At 44.9% G+C, this 14,583-nt stretch carries 13 protein-coding genes; 2 read left to right on the top strand and 11 right to left on the bottom strand.

Annotation, left to right across the window (positions count from 1 at the left end; all coding sequences use genetic code 11):
* Positions 1-33: 33 nt before the first annotated feature.
* The 3 genes from AB4484_RS19705 to AB4484_RS19695 all read right to left on the bottom strand — a co-directional run bounded on the left by AB4484_RS19705 (position 34) and on the right by AB4484_RS19695 (position 3,657).
* The gene (locus AB4484_RS19705) at positions 34-3,039 is read right to left on the bottom strand and encodes a Tn3 family transposase (RefSeq protein WP_372079929.1); all 3,006 of its coding nucleotides are present in this window, start codon (positions 3,037-3,039) and stop codon (positions 34-36) included.
* 83 nt (positions 3,040-3,122) lie between these two features.
* Positions 3,123-3,422, bottom strand: a complete 300-nt coding sequence (locus AB4484_RS19700) for a type II toxin-antitoxin system RelE/ParE family toxin (protein ID WP_372079928.1) — start codon at positions 3,420-3,422, stop codon at positions 3,123-3,125.
* The gene (locus AB4484_RS19695) at positions 3,415-3,657 is read right to left on the bottom strand and encodes a type II toxin-antitoxin system ParD family antitoxin (protein WP_016151373.1); all 243 of its coding nucleotides are present in this window, start codon (positions 3,655-3,657) and stop codon (positions 3,415-3,417) included. The genes AB4484_RS19700 and AB4484_RS19695 overlap by 8 nt, the downstream gene beginning before the upstream one ends.
* Positions 3,658-3,852: 195 nt before the next feature.
* Here AB4484_RS19695 and AB4484_RS19690 point away from each other — a divergent pair, with 195 nt between their 5' ends.
* Positions 3,853-4,503, top strand: coding sequence for a recombinase family protein (locus AB4484_RS19690; protein WP_372079926.1), 651 nt, complete (start codon positions 3,853-3,855; stop codon positions 4,501-4,503).
* A gap of 124 nt (positions 4,504-4,627) precedes the next feature.
* The gene (locus tag AB4484_RS19685; protein ID WP_372079924.1) at positions 4,628-5,209 is read left to right on the top strand and encodes a DUF2913 family protein; all 582 of its coding nucleotides are present in this window, start codon (positions 4,628-4,630) and stop codon (positions 5,207-5,209) included.
* A gap of 271 nt (positions 5,210-5,480) precedes the next feature.
* On the opposite strand, the gene ltrA is transcribed toward AB4484_RS19685, so the two are convergent.
* The 8 genes from ltrA to AB4484_RS19645 all read right to left on the bottom strand — a co-directional run bounded on the left by ltrA (position 5,481) and on the right by AB4484_RS19645 (position 14,118).
* The gene (ltrA, locus tag AB4484_RS19680; protein ID WP_372079922.1) at positions 5,481-6,953 is read right to left on the bottom strand and encodes a group II intron reverse transcriptase/maturase; all 1,473 of its coding nucleotides are present in this window, start codon (positions 6,951-6,953) and stop codon (positions 5,481-5,483) included.
* A gap of 677 nt (positions 6,954-7,630) precedes the next feature.
* Entirely contained in the window at positions 7,631-9,055 is a 1,425-nt protein-coding gene (locus tag AB4484_RS19675; RefSeq protein ID WP_065585212.1) for a cell wall metabolism sensor histidine kinase WalK, read from the bottom strand.
* The gene (locus AB4484_RS19670; protein WP_005393404.1) at positions 9,045-9,701 is read right to left on the bottom strand and encodes a response regulator; all 657 of its coding nucleotides are present in this window, start codon (positions 9,699-9,701) and stop codon (positions 9,045-9,047) included. The genes AB4484_RS19675 and AB4484_RS19670 overlap by 11 nt, the downstream gene beginning before the upstream one ends.
* 3 nt (positions 9,702-9,704) lie before the next feature.
* On the bottom strand, positions 9,705-10,340 hold the full coding sequence (locus tag AB4484_RS19665; RefSeq protein WP_372079919.1) for a tetratricopeptide repeat protein: 636 nt from the start codon (positions 10,338-10,340) through the stop codon (positions 9,705-9,707).
* A 14-nt stretch (positions 10,341-10,354) separates the two neighbouring features.
* Positions 10,355-11,149, bottom strand: coding sequence for an SDR family oxidoreductase (locus AB4484_RS19660; RefSeq protein WP_017063792.1), 795 nt, complete (start codon positions 11,147-11,149; stop codon positions 10,355-10,357).
* 8 nt (positions 11,150-11,157) lie between these two features.
* Entirely contained in the window at positions 11,158-11,841 is a 684-nt protein-coding gene (locus AB4484_RS19655) for a TenA family transcriptional regulator (protein ID WP_017063793.1), read from the bottom strand.
* Positions 11,842-11,866: 25 nt separating this feature from the next.
* Entirely contained in the window at positions 11,867-13,426 is a 1,560-nt protein-coding gene (locus AB4484_RS19650; RefSeq protein ID WP_372079916.1) for an AMP-binding protein, read from the bottom strand.
* A gap of 80 nt (positions 13,427-13,506) precedes the next feature.
* A complete protein-coding gene (locus tag AB4484_RS19645; protein ID WP_372079914.1) occupies positions 13,507-14,118 on the bottom strand; it encodes a thermostable hemolysin in 612 nt (203 codons plus the stop codon).
* Positions 14,119-14,583: the final 465 nt, after the last annotated feature.

Here is a 14,583-nt window from a genome sequence, read left to right as displayed (position 1 = left end):
GGGGTCTGAAGCCCAATGGAACGAAAACGTACGCTAAGCAAAATTTTCCTGTTCTGACGGCTGTTTAAGCGGTCTTAACTCACCATTTAAAACCTGTTCGGTCAATGTAAATGAGTAATGCCCCAACATATTTACATGCTTATGACTGAGTGGTGATAGCCTTGCAATGTCTTCATCTTTTAGTGTTTCACCTTGCTGTTCTATGTGCTCTAATGCAGCTTGCATATACATGGTGTTCCACAGTACAACGGCATTAGTGACTAAGCCAAGCGAACCCAATTGATCTTCTTGCCCTTCTCGGTAACGTTTGCGGATTTCACCGCGTTGACCGTGACAAATGGCTCTGGCTACGGCATGACGACTTTCGCCTCGGTTTAATTGGGTTAGAATTCTGCGTCGATAGTCTTCGTCATCGATGTAATTCAGTAAATATAATGTCTTATTGATACGGCCAGCTTCGATAATGGCTTGGGCCAGACTTGATGGACGGTCACTTTTAAGTAATGACCGAATCAGTTCTGATGCCTGCACTTTCCCTAGTTTAAGAGAGCCGGCGATACGCATCATGTCATCCCAGTGAAGCTCAATTTTTTGAGGATTTACGCAGCTCCGAGCTAGCTCATCGAGTACGCCGTAATTCGCTTCTTTATCTACACGCCAAAATACCGATTCACCCGCATCGGCTAATCGTGGCGAAAATTGATACCCCAACAACCAGAATAAACCAAATACCATGTCACTGGCTCCGGCGGTATCCGTCATGATCTCGGTAGGGTTTAATCCGGTTTGCTGTTCCAGTAATCCTTCCAATACGAATATGGAGTCTCGTAGTGTTCCTGGTATAACGATTCCGTGAAATCCAGAAAATTGATCAGAGATGAAGTTATACCATGTGATACCACGGCTGGAACCAAAGTATTTTCGGTTTGCTCCTGAATTGACGGTTCTTACTGGTGTGATAAATCGCATCCCGTCAGCAGAGGCAACTTCTCCTCCGCCCCAATGCTTAGCTAGCGCAAGAGTAGACTGAAAATCGACAAGTTTCGCGTTGGCTTTTACTAGCGTTTCTGCTCGTAAATAGTTTTGCTTAACCCAACTGAGTCGGTGTCTGGTCAAGGCGGGGACATGAGATTTTATCAGTGGCTCTAAGCCGATATTGCAAGCTTCGGACAATAACACGGCGCAGATACTTACCGTTAAATCATTAGCACGAGCATTGGATTCGCTAATATGGGTAAACTCGTCGGCAAAGCCAGTGTGAGCATTGATTTCAAGTAGCAGTTCTGTGAGGTCTATGGCAGGAAGTAGCGCCTCCACTTGTTTGGATAAGCCTTGTAAACTCGGAGGGTTATCTAGTCTATCAATATTTGTGATGGTCAGAGCCGGTCGTTTCCCCGAGATATCAATATCCACCGAACCATTATCGTCAAAATTTGCGGCAACCTGATGATAGGTTGTATCCAGTTGCCTGACTAACGCATCGATGGCTTCTTTTGCGTTTAGCGGATGTCCCAGTGATCGACAGACCTGAATTCGGTTGGACTGCCACTCTTGCCCCTGCAAAAGTTTGGCTCTCGGATCGCCCCAGCGATCGCTGTTTTCGACATAGATATCTCGTCGGCGCAAGCTATCCTGTAATTTATCCAAAAAACACAGTGTGTAGCCTCGTTTAGTCACCCGACCATCTTTATCTAATACCAATCGCTTCCATGGATTAGATACGATATCCACTGGCGCATCATCAAGAATTTGTTTTTTTGAGTCGAGTAGTTGTGCTAAGTACTGGTGAACTTCAAGCGTTTTGTCTCCCGCAGGAGCGGCGGAAAATTCGATATCACGAAGCAGTTTTGGTAGAAAACGCCGAACTCGCCCGTACTGTTCAACCATCTCTTCATGAAAATTGTCATCATAAGGTCGGGCTAACTCGTGTACGGTAGAAATAGATTGCGCTAGCTTTTCCCGTGAAAATTTAGCAAAGACTGACGGACGTAGCGACTCATCATCTAGGTTGTCGTCTAGCAGCAGAGTACAAACTTTGGCTAAAGCTAGTGCAGATTTATCTAAATCTTTCAGAGTACGAAGACGCTTTTTCTGTCCTAATTTCTTCGCTTCGCCAGCGATGTTGGTGATCAAAAGATCCAGTACATCCAATGCTTCATCTAATGCAATAATTTCATAGGCTTTCACAAAAGCCACGAGTATCGCAGTACGTTTAGTCTCAGGCATACGGCCTATTTTGTATGCCGAGATCATTCCAGCATGGCGGGCAATATGCTTAAACCGGACGGGAGGAATACCAGTAAAATCCAGTTCAGTTATCCCATAGGTTTGAAGTGCTTTGTAACGTTCAATGGCCTCATTAAATGCAGGGCCACTGACATTGACCGGCCCCTTACGAAAACGGTCGAAGTGTGATGTTCTGGCTGTTTCAGGAATTTGTAGTAAGGAGTCCAATCTAGCTTGCTGCTCCGAATTTGGGAGGCTGGATAGTTGCCGCCACAATCGGTTTTCTGCTCGGTCTCTGATTTGTGAAATCAAGCGCGTTAACGTTGACGCACCTGGCAAAAGGATTTTGTGTTGGACCAGCCATCCGGTAGCTAAATCAAACAGTAAACTCGGGCGTTCATTACTGATCCAACTCCGGCTATAGAGAAGGCGGGATAACCGGAATGACCACGGCCAAACAAACTCACGATAACCATATTGATTGCGGATCAGAGCGGTATGCTCGCGGCGTGTGGTTTCGCGCTGAGAATAATCAGACAAAATACCAATATTGGTTATATTCAGTTGCCTTGCGACAAACCATTGGGTATTCGTTGGGACTTGACTTAAATCGATTAAGAAAGTACCAAGAAAGCGAACACAACCTAATTGCAGAGCGACTCCAAATCGATTGTGTTCACCACGTCTTTGTGTAATAAAAGCTAAGTCAGCCTCGTCCAAATGGAAATACCGCGCCAATTGAACATCATTCGGTTCCCCATTAAATTGCCCGTAACTATTTTTTTGTTCAGTGGTTAAAAAATCTACGGGCATAGCCAAAACCTCTTATTGGTTACACAAACTCAAATCAGTGACGTATTGTTTTCCCATTTCCGGCATGTAAGCCATGAGGAATTTTAATAAATATCTGGATGGAAATGCCGCAATGGTTCCATTTGCTGATGAAGAATACGGATTATGTAAATACTATGAGGTTGTGGGCGATAAAAAATAGCATGTTTATGGTGATCGTGGCGGCGAAGCCCTTCGGCAATTTCGGAGCACTCGTAACCCATCAAAGGTTGTTCTGCAAGCGTTAGCAAAACGTCATGCATACTGTCTGTATAAGCATCCGCTTGCTCTATGCCAAAGTTCAATAGGGTGTATTCAAAGATATGCTCAAAGTCTTCTGCGGCGAGGTTGGAAAGTTTATACATTGTGTCTCTGCTTTACTTTAGTCGCAATGTCATGAAGTGATAATGAGCATTGACCACTCTGCTCTCCGGCTTCAATCGCCATTTTTAGAGCCGTGGTTTGTTTCTCTTGCCTTTCGAGTAGCCGCAATGCAGAACGAACTACTTCGCTTGTTGAGCCATAGCGACCAGTCGCTATGAGTTGGCCGACAAACTCATCTAGCTGAGACCCAATCGTAACACTAGTTGTGCGTGACATATTTTCACCTACATGTGTGAATAATTAACACACCAATAATAGGTCAACTAAAATTCAAAATCAAATCACGATCTTCGTATGACAATGAAGTACACCCCATGATCATAGATTAAAAGTGGCAGTTTTTATATATTTGTCATAACCTATATGACACACCACATTAGATCATAACTTAAATGTCACTTAGGGCAGATTATGTACATCTTTGGCTACCTTAGAGCATCAACATCTGATCAAAATGCAAAACGAGCTCAGAGTACCTTACAGAGCTTTGTTCAAGATAAAGGCTATCGTGTAGCTGGTTGGTATATTGAGAATGAATCAGGTGCATCATTACAAAGACCAGAGCTACTACGATTACTTGATGATGCAGCGAAAGGCGATGCAATCATCATTGAGCAGATAGATCGCCTTTCACGTCTTGATGAAAAAAGTTGGTTTAAATTAAAGGAAATGCTGAACCAAAAGGATCTTAAGGTTGTCAGCCTCGACTTACCGACCAGCCATATCGCTTTTGCACCACATATTACCGACGAGTTCACTCGCTCTATGATCAGAGCCATTAACGGGATGATGATGGATATGCTCGCAGCGATTGCAAGAAAAGATTACCAAGATCGTCGGCGTCGACAAGCTGAAGGGATCATAAAAGCCCGAGAAGAGGGAAAGTATCGTGGAAGGCAAGCTGACCTCCAGCTTCACGAAAAAATCTATCAGTTAAGAGTTATCAACGGGTTAAGTATCAGTGATACCGCAAATTTGACGAATGTGTCCACTAGAACGGTGATTCGAGTGGCAAAGAAACTAAAAAGTGAACGCTTAGACGCCCAAGGCAAAGGATATTGATACGCTTTAAGCAAGCGCGAGAGCGCTTTTTTAACTAAAATACGAGGCTAGGATAAGGCGATGACATTGTCAGCGTCTCTTTCCCTCAAACTTGAATAAGACATAGTAATGGCTTTACCCACTCATGCAGATTAAGAAAGACTTTGACTACTACCACAACTTACATAACGTTATTACCCATGCCTTACTCCATTTATTGTGCAGGGTTGCGACATCTTCCCGTTTTGTGCCTGTGCCAGCCCGCAATGAAATTCTGATTAAATTTCTCAAGCCTAAGCTTACGGATAAATCGTTATCTAACATCAAAAAAGACCTCAAATTGATGATCAATGTTGCTAGGAAAAAGGGCGGGAACTTAGAGATGCGGCTACATGAGCTGAATTCACAAGCTGCCCGCACCAAGCTCGTCGGTGCAGAAAAGCTCTACAATTTATTGGTTCACCTTTATGACACTGAAGGCATTGAATCACGATTGTTCGAAGAAGGCAGTCAAGCCGAATCATGTATTCTCTATATGCTCGAAGAGCAAATAGAACATGGCTTTGATCAGGAGCATAAACAGATTACCCCGCTCTCTATGTTGATGCAGTCAGAACAAGCCCCAGAACTGATTAACTCAATCAACGCTCATGGTCTATTCATCGCTGAGATGAAAGAGTGGAATGCTAAATCGAATCAAGCTCATATTTTAGTCCATCCTGCTTAAATCGTTTCATTCTAAACCAAGTGGTCGTTCGCCTGATTTTCAGGGAGCACTATCGATAGAATAAAGGCCCTCATTCTGTTGTGATGTCACAACCTTTACTGTTTTCCTGAATTGATACTATTGAGCAAGTCTCGAAAGACAAAGATTGAAACTAACATTTGTCGAGTAGACGACACCTGTTACCAAGTGTCGCCCCTCTAAGAACCCAGCGTGCAACTTTCACCGCACTAGGCTCAAGCCTTCACGAAGGCACCAGTTGGCACCCAGCAACTTACAAAGCAGTGAGAGCAGGCTCATGCCAAGAGTTGCGACTTTGCCTCTTTGACTTTCTCTTTGCCAAGTATTCTTGGTGTTGAGGATCAAAAGGTGTAGCGGCACTCCTGATTTTCACATGTCTCTCTATCGGCACTTTGGCTATTTGAAACAGATTGAACTGACAATCCATATTCATGATCTTCTGCCAACCGTGAAATTGCCATTGACCTTGACGGTTGATGAAGTATTTAAGAGCGACCCAAGTTCTAGACTTTGTTGGATGACGCCTTTTAGCCCAGTGCCATAACGCATGGAATAGCTTGTGACCTACATATCCGAATACCTGTTTAGCTACACAGTGTCGATAGTAATTCGACCAGCCCCTGAGTTTCGGATTTACCAACTTGATTAAATCGTTAACGGGGATAGTTGCGTGCTTTTTGATGAGTTCACGCAAGTTACTCAAGAACAGCAGTGTGTTGGATTTGCTCGGTTTAATGAGCAATTTCCCTTTGTACTTCCTATGATTAAAGCCTAAGAAGTCAAAACCACGGCTGATATGGGTAATGTGCGTTTTCTCTTCGGAGAGTGTTAAGCCTCTTTTTGCTAAGAAATCAGCAATCAACGGTTTAATATCGTTCTCCAGCACTTCCTTTGAAGCACAGGTGACGACGAAATCGTCGGCGTATCCAATAAAGTTGGCTCTAGCACCCTTTTTTAGTGCAGTAGACTTTATGCGTTGCTCAAGCCCTGCAAGAGTCATAAGCATCAAGGTCGGAGATATGACCCCACCTTGTGGTGTTCCCTCGTCAGTGCGATAGAACAACCCTTTGTCTATAAAACCAGACTTTAGCCATTGTTCCAACATACGTTTATCTACGGCAATGTTGTCCATAAGCCATTGATGTCCGATCTTGTCGAAACAGGCTTTGATGTCTCCCTCAAGAACCCATTGAGCTGATTTCTTTAATGCCAGACACTTGAAGCACTGTGCGACTGCATCGGCAGTGCTGCGGTTTGGTCTAAATCCATAGCTGTTAGGGCCGGCAAGTGTTTCTGATACAGGCTCCAGAGCAAGAAGATGAAGCGCTTGCTGCGCTCTATCGACCATGCAGGGGATACCCAGTGGTCTGAGTTTGCCATTTTTCTTGGGGATGTAGATACGCTTGAGCGGTTTGGCTTGATAAGCTTTTCTGCTCAATTGATTGACCGCTTTCATGCGGCGCGTATCTGTATTCCAGATAACGCCATCAATTCCAGGCGTTTTACTGCCTTTGTTTTGTGATACCCGCTTAACAGCAAGAAGTTTTGCTGATCGCGAGTGAGTCAGTATCCACAGCAACGCTTTCGCTTTGCTGTGTTTACCTTCTCGTGTTGCCTTTGCAATACGCATCTGAAGCTTTAAAACATGAGATTCAACGTCTTTCCAATTGGTGGATTGCCATTGAGCACTGTCAGGAGAGGCACTAATCTCTTTTGAAATCATCATTTGCGTTTCTCCTTGAATAAAGTTCTTCAAATTCTCTTGCAACGGAAGACCAGTCGGAAGTCAGCCCACTTTCGTGATCAGATATGAATCTGTATCTGCATCGTTACAATGCAGCCTTCGCTTTTTCCAACCTCCTATACCTGCATCACTATCGGCCACGAAGGCTTTCCCAGAGGGAGTGATACAGGCTTACCGTGTTCCGTATGTCGCGCAATGTCAGTGTAGATGCCCGCTATAGTGCGGAGAGTTCAACGATCACGAAAGAGCACGGGGCAATCTCTTTCCGACTCTCATGCCTTTTGGCCACAGCGTATTAACCACTTCCGCTGATTCATCATATAACGCACCTTATGCGGATTCACTTATGTTCATCATGCTGACTACCTAGCACTCACCCGATTGTGGTTATCAGGAGGATCGTTCTCTCGCGATTTAGATCCCGACTGGTGCATGACCAGCCTTCGTTACATTGTCAGACTCGCTACTTTATTCAGAGTCCTAGGTTCATCTGGTGATACAGATGGTTCACACATTAAGCGGTGAACAGCGCTTCATACGACCTCACGTCGCACGCCCCATTATTTGTTAGACTAAATACTCAATCAAATACTATTAATAAAAATGATCATACAAATACTAATGTGAGCCTGATAAGCACATTTCTTGATGAAATCTACTTATGCTCTTTCTCCATACTTTGGGAACTCTACTATAAACGTATTCCTACTATTTTCTCTGGGAATGAGCTCAAGTGTTGCACGGTGTAGTGCAGTAATGTCTTTGCAAATTGACATCCCTAAACCCGCACCGTCGCCATGTTCGGAATGACCCCGATAAAACTGTTCGAAGATTCTTTCACGAGTTTCTTTCGGGATGTCTGGGCCAGTATCGGAAATTAAAACTTTGATTGTATTATTTTTCTCTATGACGCTGACTTGGATGTCACTGTGTTCGCCGGAGTAACGAATCGCATTATCGACGAGGTTACGAAATAACACCTCTAACAACATTCGATCACCTGATATAGCGATGTTGGAAGATGATAAACTGATGTCTTGCTTATGCTTCAATGCTAACGGTGCCAAATCAGCAACAACGGTTTGCAACAAAGGGGTTAGTTCAACGGTGTCGAATACACGTTCTGATAAGCTATCTACTTTAGCTAAAGTCAGTAGCTGATGGATAAGGCGGTCAGTGCGTTCAATGCCTTGCAGAATGTTGAGTAAATCTCCTCTCAGTTGCTCCGGATCATTACTTTCAAGCGCATTTTCTACGTTAAGACGAAGGATTGTTAGTGGGGTTTTTAGTTCATGCGCTGCAGCACGTGTAAAGCGTTTCTCTCTTTGCCAGGCTAACTTTAGTTCAGAGAGGAGAGAGTTGAGCGAATCGACAAGTGGTGCGAGTTCAACGGTGTTGTCTTTTACATGAATGCGATCTAATCGGTGTACGTTTCTTTGTGTGATGGCGGTGCGCAGGTCGTTAATCGGTCGGAAATGTTTATCGATCAACCAAAACAGCAAAAGCAACAAAGTTGGTAGTATCAGCAATTGTTCTATTGATGTGGATAGGGCAATTTCGTGGATGATCTCTTTACGTATCTTGTATTTTTCTGCAACCACGACGTATTCATTATCATGTTTTGTTTGTGGTAGTGAAATCTGAAATGTACGCCATTGTGTAGCGTCTTTTACGATATCAGCGTAGCCGTTATTATCAAAGGACGTAGAGAGTGCGTGCAAGCTTTGATCAGAGCTCCAGATTAGTGTGTTGTCTCGATAGAATTGAAAAACCAAGTTTTGTTCATAAGGGTGGCCGAACTTTGTGACATTGTCGTCGTCAGACTTTGACATTGACTCAATGTTTTCCATCCACTCATTAAATAATTCTCGATGGTTAGCGAGAGTCCTCTCTTCCGTTGAAATTGAGAGCGTCAGCAACATTAATTTTGCGGATTGTCCAAGCCTAGCGTCATAAACTTCTTCGACTTCGTGCTTCGCAGATTGGAAACTGAAATAAAGTGAGATGAGTAAGAGAACACTTACCAACACGACTACTGATAGAGTTAACTGACGTTTGATCGAGTACGATTTCTTATCTTTCAAGAATGTACCCCACACCGCGAATATTTTTAATGACCACTTTGGGCGCTTTTTTACGCAAATTGTGAATATGAACTTCGATAGCGTTGTCGCTTGAACCTTCATCCCAGCCGTGCAGTGATTGTTGCAATTGCTCCTTACTTTGCACGCGTCCGGCGTTCGTCATCAAACTGGTGAGGATTTTAAATTCATTGCGTGTGAGTTTAAGCGGCGCGTCATCGTAGCGAATGCTTTGTTCCGATAAGGATAAAGATAACTGTCCAACTTGAATGATTTCTTCTGCACTACCGGATTGACGGCGAATCAACACACGCAAGCGAGCGAGCAACTCTTCGAGTGCAAACGGTTTTCCGAGGTAATCATCTGCGCCGCCATCAAGGCCTTGAACGCGATCGCGAATGTCGTCTCGTGCGGTAAGTATCATCACTGGGAGCTTAAATCCGCCTTTGCGAATATTACGCAGAACTTCCAGTCCATCGATATCGGGGAGAGTGAGATCCAATATTACGGCGGTGAACGCTTCTGTTTTGAGTGCGCTAGTCACGCCAGACCCTTTTTCCACCCAATCCACAGTGTAACCATGGCGACTTAATGAAGTCACCATGGATTGACCGAGTAGTTTGTCATCTTCTACGAGTAATAAGCGCATGATTTATTTCAATCTCCCAAGAGTCGCTTCAATTTCCAGTTTTCGGCCTTTATCTGCCAAAGGTCGGTCAGGGCGAGGTGATGCTTGCATTGCGCGAGTCAAATACACTTTCGCTTCCTTGTCTCGACCTTCTTCTGCAAGGAAGTCTCCATAAAAATAGTTCGGATCGATGCCTTTTGGATTGATCTCTAACGCTTTTTTCAATATTTCTTCGGCTTTATCGTCATCACCAAAGCCAATTGGCCACCCCGGAACTTTGTAATACAGAGAACCTAAACTGGTGTATGCAGAGCCATCGAGCGTTTGCGGTGACGTTGCAATTACCCCTTCGAGTAAAGATTTGGCTTCTTTGGCGAGTGATAGTGCACCTAAGCCACCTTGAGCACCAGCCAGCGATGCTTTATTGATTGCCAGCCAAATAGTGAGTTCGGGATTGCCGGGTTCTCTGTCGAGATAAATACTGGTTTTGGCAATCGCACGATGGAAGCATTGTTCCTTCTCGTCACCATCGGGCGTGCTATACTGACATTCCGCCCATTTCTTTTGAACCTGTTGCAGTGGAGCATTACCTGCCAACACAGCGGTCGAAGCTAACGTTGAACAAACCGTCAAAGCGAAAAGTAGTCGTTTTGTATTCATCGTCCATGTCCTCTTCAGTGACTGACTCGGTTTACGTATTGGTGAATGGTTTCTTGCTGCTTACGAATCGCAGAAGAAACCACGCTTGGAAGTAGTTGATTGATGCGAGCAAAAAGCTTTTCTGGCCAACCAATCCATTTCGCGGAAATTTCTTTTTCCAACATGGTGACAACGTGATCGGCTACAACTTGCGGCGAGTCCGTTTTGTTACCCAGCTGTCGATTCATTTCATTGACGGCATCGCTATTGAGTGAGGTTTCTGTCGCTCTTGGTGCCAAATACAGCGCACGGATTCCGGTTGCGAACAGTTCTCTGTCGAGCGATTCGGTAAAACGGTGCAACCCCGCTTTTGCCGCGCAATAGGAGGTATAGCCTGGGTAGCCAATTGAGCCGAATGTGGAACCAATATTGAGAATCACCCCAGGCTGTTTTAACCACGTCAACGCCGATTGGCACAGCAGCATCGGCGCAACGAGATTGAGTTGGATTTCGTCTGCAACCTGCGTTGGTCGCTTGTGGCATAACAACGAGAAATCGTTGCTGCCTGCATTGTTAATCAGTGCGTCCACTTTTAGATGTTGGCGCGCTCGATCTTTAATCGTAGTTAATCCTTCTGATGAGGTGATGTCTGCAACGACTAGGTCATGGCGTTCTGGATTCGACAGTTCGCGCTGTAGAGTTTGCAAGCTCTCTTCGTTTCGCCCAACAAGAATGAGGCTGGCACCGCGTTTTGCTAACTCTTGCGCGATGGCTTGCCCTATTCCGCCCGTTGCGCCTGTCAGGAGAATGGTGCTGTTGTTAATGATCATGCTTCACCTCACGCCGCTTGTTGGGTTGAGAAAGAAGGCAAAGAACGCAGCATTTGTCCGTACAATGCGAACACCATTTTTGCGGAGTCGATGATGACTTGTTGATCTTCCACTTTGGTGGTTTTGTTCATCAGTGATTCAAAAAATTGCAGATGATCTTGGTCTAACACGCTGTGTGAAACCAAGTAAGTCATTGCTGAAGGCGGTAGGCTTAGCGTTGACTGGATTTTTTCTGCCATTTGGCCACCAATGCCGACGCTGGTGCCTTCTAATACCCACACCATCCCAAACAGCGCGAGTGGGTTGTGGCGGTCAATTTTGTGGTAAAGGTAGGAAACCATCAATTCAATCGGCGCACCGACTTGACCTATACCTTTGTTATTGCGTACCGCTTCGGCATCGCCGCCGCACGCTTTGATGTCATTTAAAATCCATTCTTGATGGCCTTTCTCTTCCTCGATGTATTCGGCAATGGCATCTCGTACCCATTCGTATTCGCCAGATAGTCGGCCTCCACACGCCATCAGCAAGGGAACGGTGTGCTTAACGTGATGGTAAGCTTGGGTGAGAAAGGCGATATACATATCTTTGGAAATGTTTCCTTGTTGAACCTCTGCGATGACTGGCGCAGTTAACATTGCTTGTTGAGCAGCGGCAGTGCTTTGTTTGAGTTGTTCGAAAAATAAAGTCATAACCTTCTCCTTAAGAAGCCGTTAACTAAGATGCAGTTTGGAAAGACGTAATGTGTTGCTGAAAGGGCAAATCGATGCGTTGGAGCTTTTGCGCTTGCAGCGTTAATTCAGGCGTTGTGCTCGCTAATAACTGAGCCACATCATGTTCGATTTGATTTCGTTTGAGCTTGCCGTTATCCGTGTACCAATCAGAGATGGCTCGTGGGTAGTCCAGTAGCAATAAGGTTCGGATTTGTGCGTAATCGGGTAGGGTTCGGTTTAATGCATGAACCTTTGATTCGACGTCTTCACTATTGGCAATGACAGCGCATAATGTTTGTTGGCTATCGCCAGTAACGATCAGCGGCGTCATCGGCAAAAACGCCAACGCTTCTGATTCAATCCATTCCGGTGAGACATTTCTGCCATACGCGGTGACGATAAGGTTCTTCTTACGCCCCGAGAGAGTGGCAAAACCTTGCGCGTCAATTTGGGCTAAGTCGCCAGTTGCTAACCATTCTTGAGTAAACGGCTCATTCAAATAACCAAGAGCAACGTTGCCTTTGACGAGCAGTTCACCATCTTCCGCGATACGAATCTGAGCGTGGGGAAGTGGTTTGCCACACGTTCCTGCTTTAAATGCGGCTGGTGTATTCAAACAAACGACGGAGCCACATTCAGACAAGCCATAACCTTCAAACGCAGGGATGTTCAGCGCATGCGCGGTGTTAATCAGTTGCGACGACACTCTTGCGCCGCCAACAGCAACAAATTTTAGATAATCCACAAGAGAGGGCTGCTGTTTCGCGATATGAATGAGCGCAAGCAATAAAGCCGGTGTTAGCACTAAGCTTTCTGGTTTGATGGTCGCTAATGCTTGTGCAAACAGATGCGGTTCGAATTGGCTTGAACCGAGTAAGCCGGTTTGCTCTCCGGGTAAAATATATGACGTCACGCCCAACATGAGTGGGACATAAACGCCGGTTATGTTCTCGAGAAGCGTCGATAACGGAAGCAGCACTAAGTGTGAGTGCGCCGTGCCGTTTACTGCGTCGGCGATCGATTTCGCCACCAAACACAAATGATCATTGCTTAAACACACGCCTTTAGGCTGACCAGTCGAGCCAGACGTAAATGTGATTTTTCCGGTTTCTGGTAGATAAGCTACCTGTGTATCTTCATCTCTCAACTGGCTACGACGCAGCAAAGGCAAATTTGCAATGGAAAACGGATGGTCTTGCTGGTTAAAGCTTTGCTTAGGATTAGAAGCCAACCATGCTTGCCAATCGCCGACTAAAGCATCGACGCCTGATTGCTCTAACGTATGTTCAACTTGTGCATCAGAGAAAAAAGTCGGAATAGGTACGACGACTATGTCTGCCGCCATCGCCGCCAAATCAACAATGGCCCAATCGATACCGTTTTCTGCGCGTAGCGCGAGTGCTTTGATGTTCTGTGCAATAAGCTCGGCGGCAACGAGCTCGATCTTGTTTAACACTTCAGAGTAAGTTAGTTCAACCGTTTGATTCGCTTCGTAGCCGACAAGTGCTGCTCGGTCTGGTGTCGTTTTTGCCCATTTTGTAATGACATCGAGGAGAATATTCATACTTCACCTATATTCTGGCGTTGTGTTTAACCAAGTTGTTCTGGTTGTGTTTGCGGTTTTAACGACGTTTACTTTTCTATCTAGGCTTGTTTGCGTTTTCTTTCTTGGACTAATCGAAGACGTTCGAGTCCTTTTTGCAAATTGCCAGCTAACACACGCGGTTGATGTTCGTAGTATGACCCCCAAGTGGACTCGGCATCGGGGACTTTGTTTTTATCGGCCTGCGCGATGATATGAGGCTCCAATCCTAGGCGCGCCATCATGGCGTGAAGTGGGTCTGTCGCGGTGAAGATGCACCATTCAAAACCGAGGTTGACCAGCATTTCTGCGATGAGGTAAAAGTGCAGAGATGACATGCCCTTAGCGAAAGATGCCAAGTGACCAAACTCCACTAAGTTCGAACGTTTTACGTCGCAGTTAAATACGTTAGAAACCAGCTTTTGGGCGTCGTCTTCTAAATACTGTTCAAGGAACAAAGGCTCATCTTCGGCGATGCGAAAGCCGCATACGGAAACAATTTGGCCGCCTTCAATGAGGGTTAAATACGCCGGCATAAACTGTTTGAGCTCGGCAAAGAATGCTTCTTGATAACGCTGAGAAACATGCTCGATAACTTGGCTCCAAAGCGGATGCATTGGATAAACGATGTCTAAAGTAAAGCCATCTGCAGAAGTTTGTGCATGGTGTTTCATGAGCGCTTCCTTTGTTTGAGTAGTTATTGACAAAATAAAACGCGAAACTTAAGAAACTCTTAAGGAATGAGTGTTTGTAAATAAATTATTCTGTAAAGACCACTAAGTAATCTGCACCATCAATATTGGACACCAAGTTAAGCAACTTTCGATACTTTTAGTTATCCATAACTTACTAATTTAGCAAAGCCTCTGAAACGTTTTTGTCCAGAGACGTGCTAGAGCTGTAAGGTAATAGTTGTGCTTCCCACATAAAAAGTTCGCTACTTTAATGTGAAAATTAAGATCTTTCCCAACCAGTCCTCCTTCAAAGCCCTTATAAATAAAGGGCTAACGGCTTACATTGGACTTTTCGCTGAAATGAGCGCAAAACCCCTAATTCGCGTTGCTAAAAAGTTGGTAAGTGAGCGTTTAATGGCGAAAAAAGCTTAGCGTACGTTTTCGTTCCATTGGGCTTCACACCCC

This window comes from Vibrio sp. 10N.261.46.A3, assembly GCF_041472995.1.
Lineage (GTDB): Bacteria > Pseudomonadota > Gammaproteobacteria > Enterobacterales > Vibrionaceae > Vibrio > Vibrio coralliirubri.
This window is presented reverse-complemented; position numbering and strand designations above follow the sequence as displayed.

Coding starts and splice junctions, on each gene's coding strand:
- AB4484_RS19705 (WP_372079929.1), bottom strand. CDS start 3,039: ATGCCCGTAGATTTTTTAACCACTGAACAAAAAAATAGTTACGGGCAA.
- AB4484_RS19700 (WP_372079928.1), bottom strand. CDS start 3,422: ATGTATAAACTTTCCAACCTCGCCGCAGAAGACTTTGAGCATATCTTT.
- AB4484_RS19695 (WP_016151373.1), bottom strand. CDS start 3,657: ATGTCACGCACAACTAGTGTTACGATTGGGTCTCAGCTAGATGAGTTT.
- AB4484_RS19690 (WP_372079926.1), top strand. CDS start 3,853: ATGTACATCTTTGGCTACCTTAGAGCATCAACATCTGATCAAAATGCA.
- AB4484_RS19685 (WP_372079924.1), top strand. CDS start 4,628: ATGCAGATTAAGAAAGACTTTGACTACTACCACAACTTACATAACGTT.
- ltrA (WP_372079922.1), bottom strand. CDS start 6,953: ATGATGATTTCAAAAGAGATTAGTGCCTCTCCTGACAGTGCTCAATGG.
- AB4484_RS19670 (WP_005393404.1), bottom strand. CDS start 9,701: ATGCGCTTATTACTCGTAGAAGATGACAAACTACTCGGTCAATCCATG.
- AB4484_RS19665 (WP_372079919.1), bottom strand. CDS start 10,340: ATGAATACAAAACGACTACTTTTCGCTTTGACGGTTTGTTCAACGTTA.
- AB4484_RS19660 (WP_017063792.1), bottom strand. CDS start 11,149: ATGATCATTAACAACAGCACCATTCTCCTGACAGGCGCAACGGGCGGA.
- AB4484_RS19655 (WP_017063793.1), bottom strand. CDS start 11,841: ATGACTTTATTTTTCGAACAACTCAAACAAAGCACTGCCGCTGCTCAA.
- AB4484_RS19650 (WP_372079916.1), bottom strand. CDS start 13,426: ATGAATATTCTCCTCGATGTCATTACAAAATGGGCAAAAACGACACCA.
- AB4484_RS19645 (WP_372079914.1), bottom strand. CDS start 14,118: ATGAAACACCATGCACAAACTTCTGCAGATGGCTTTACTTTAGACATC.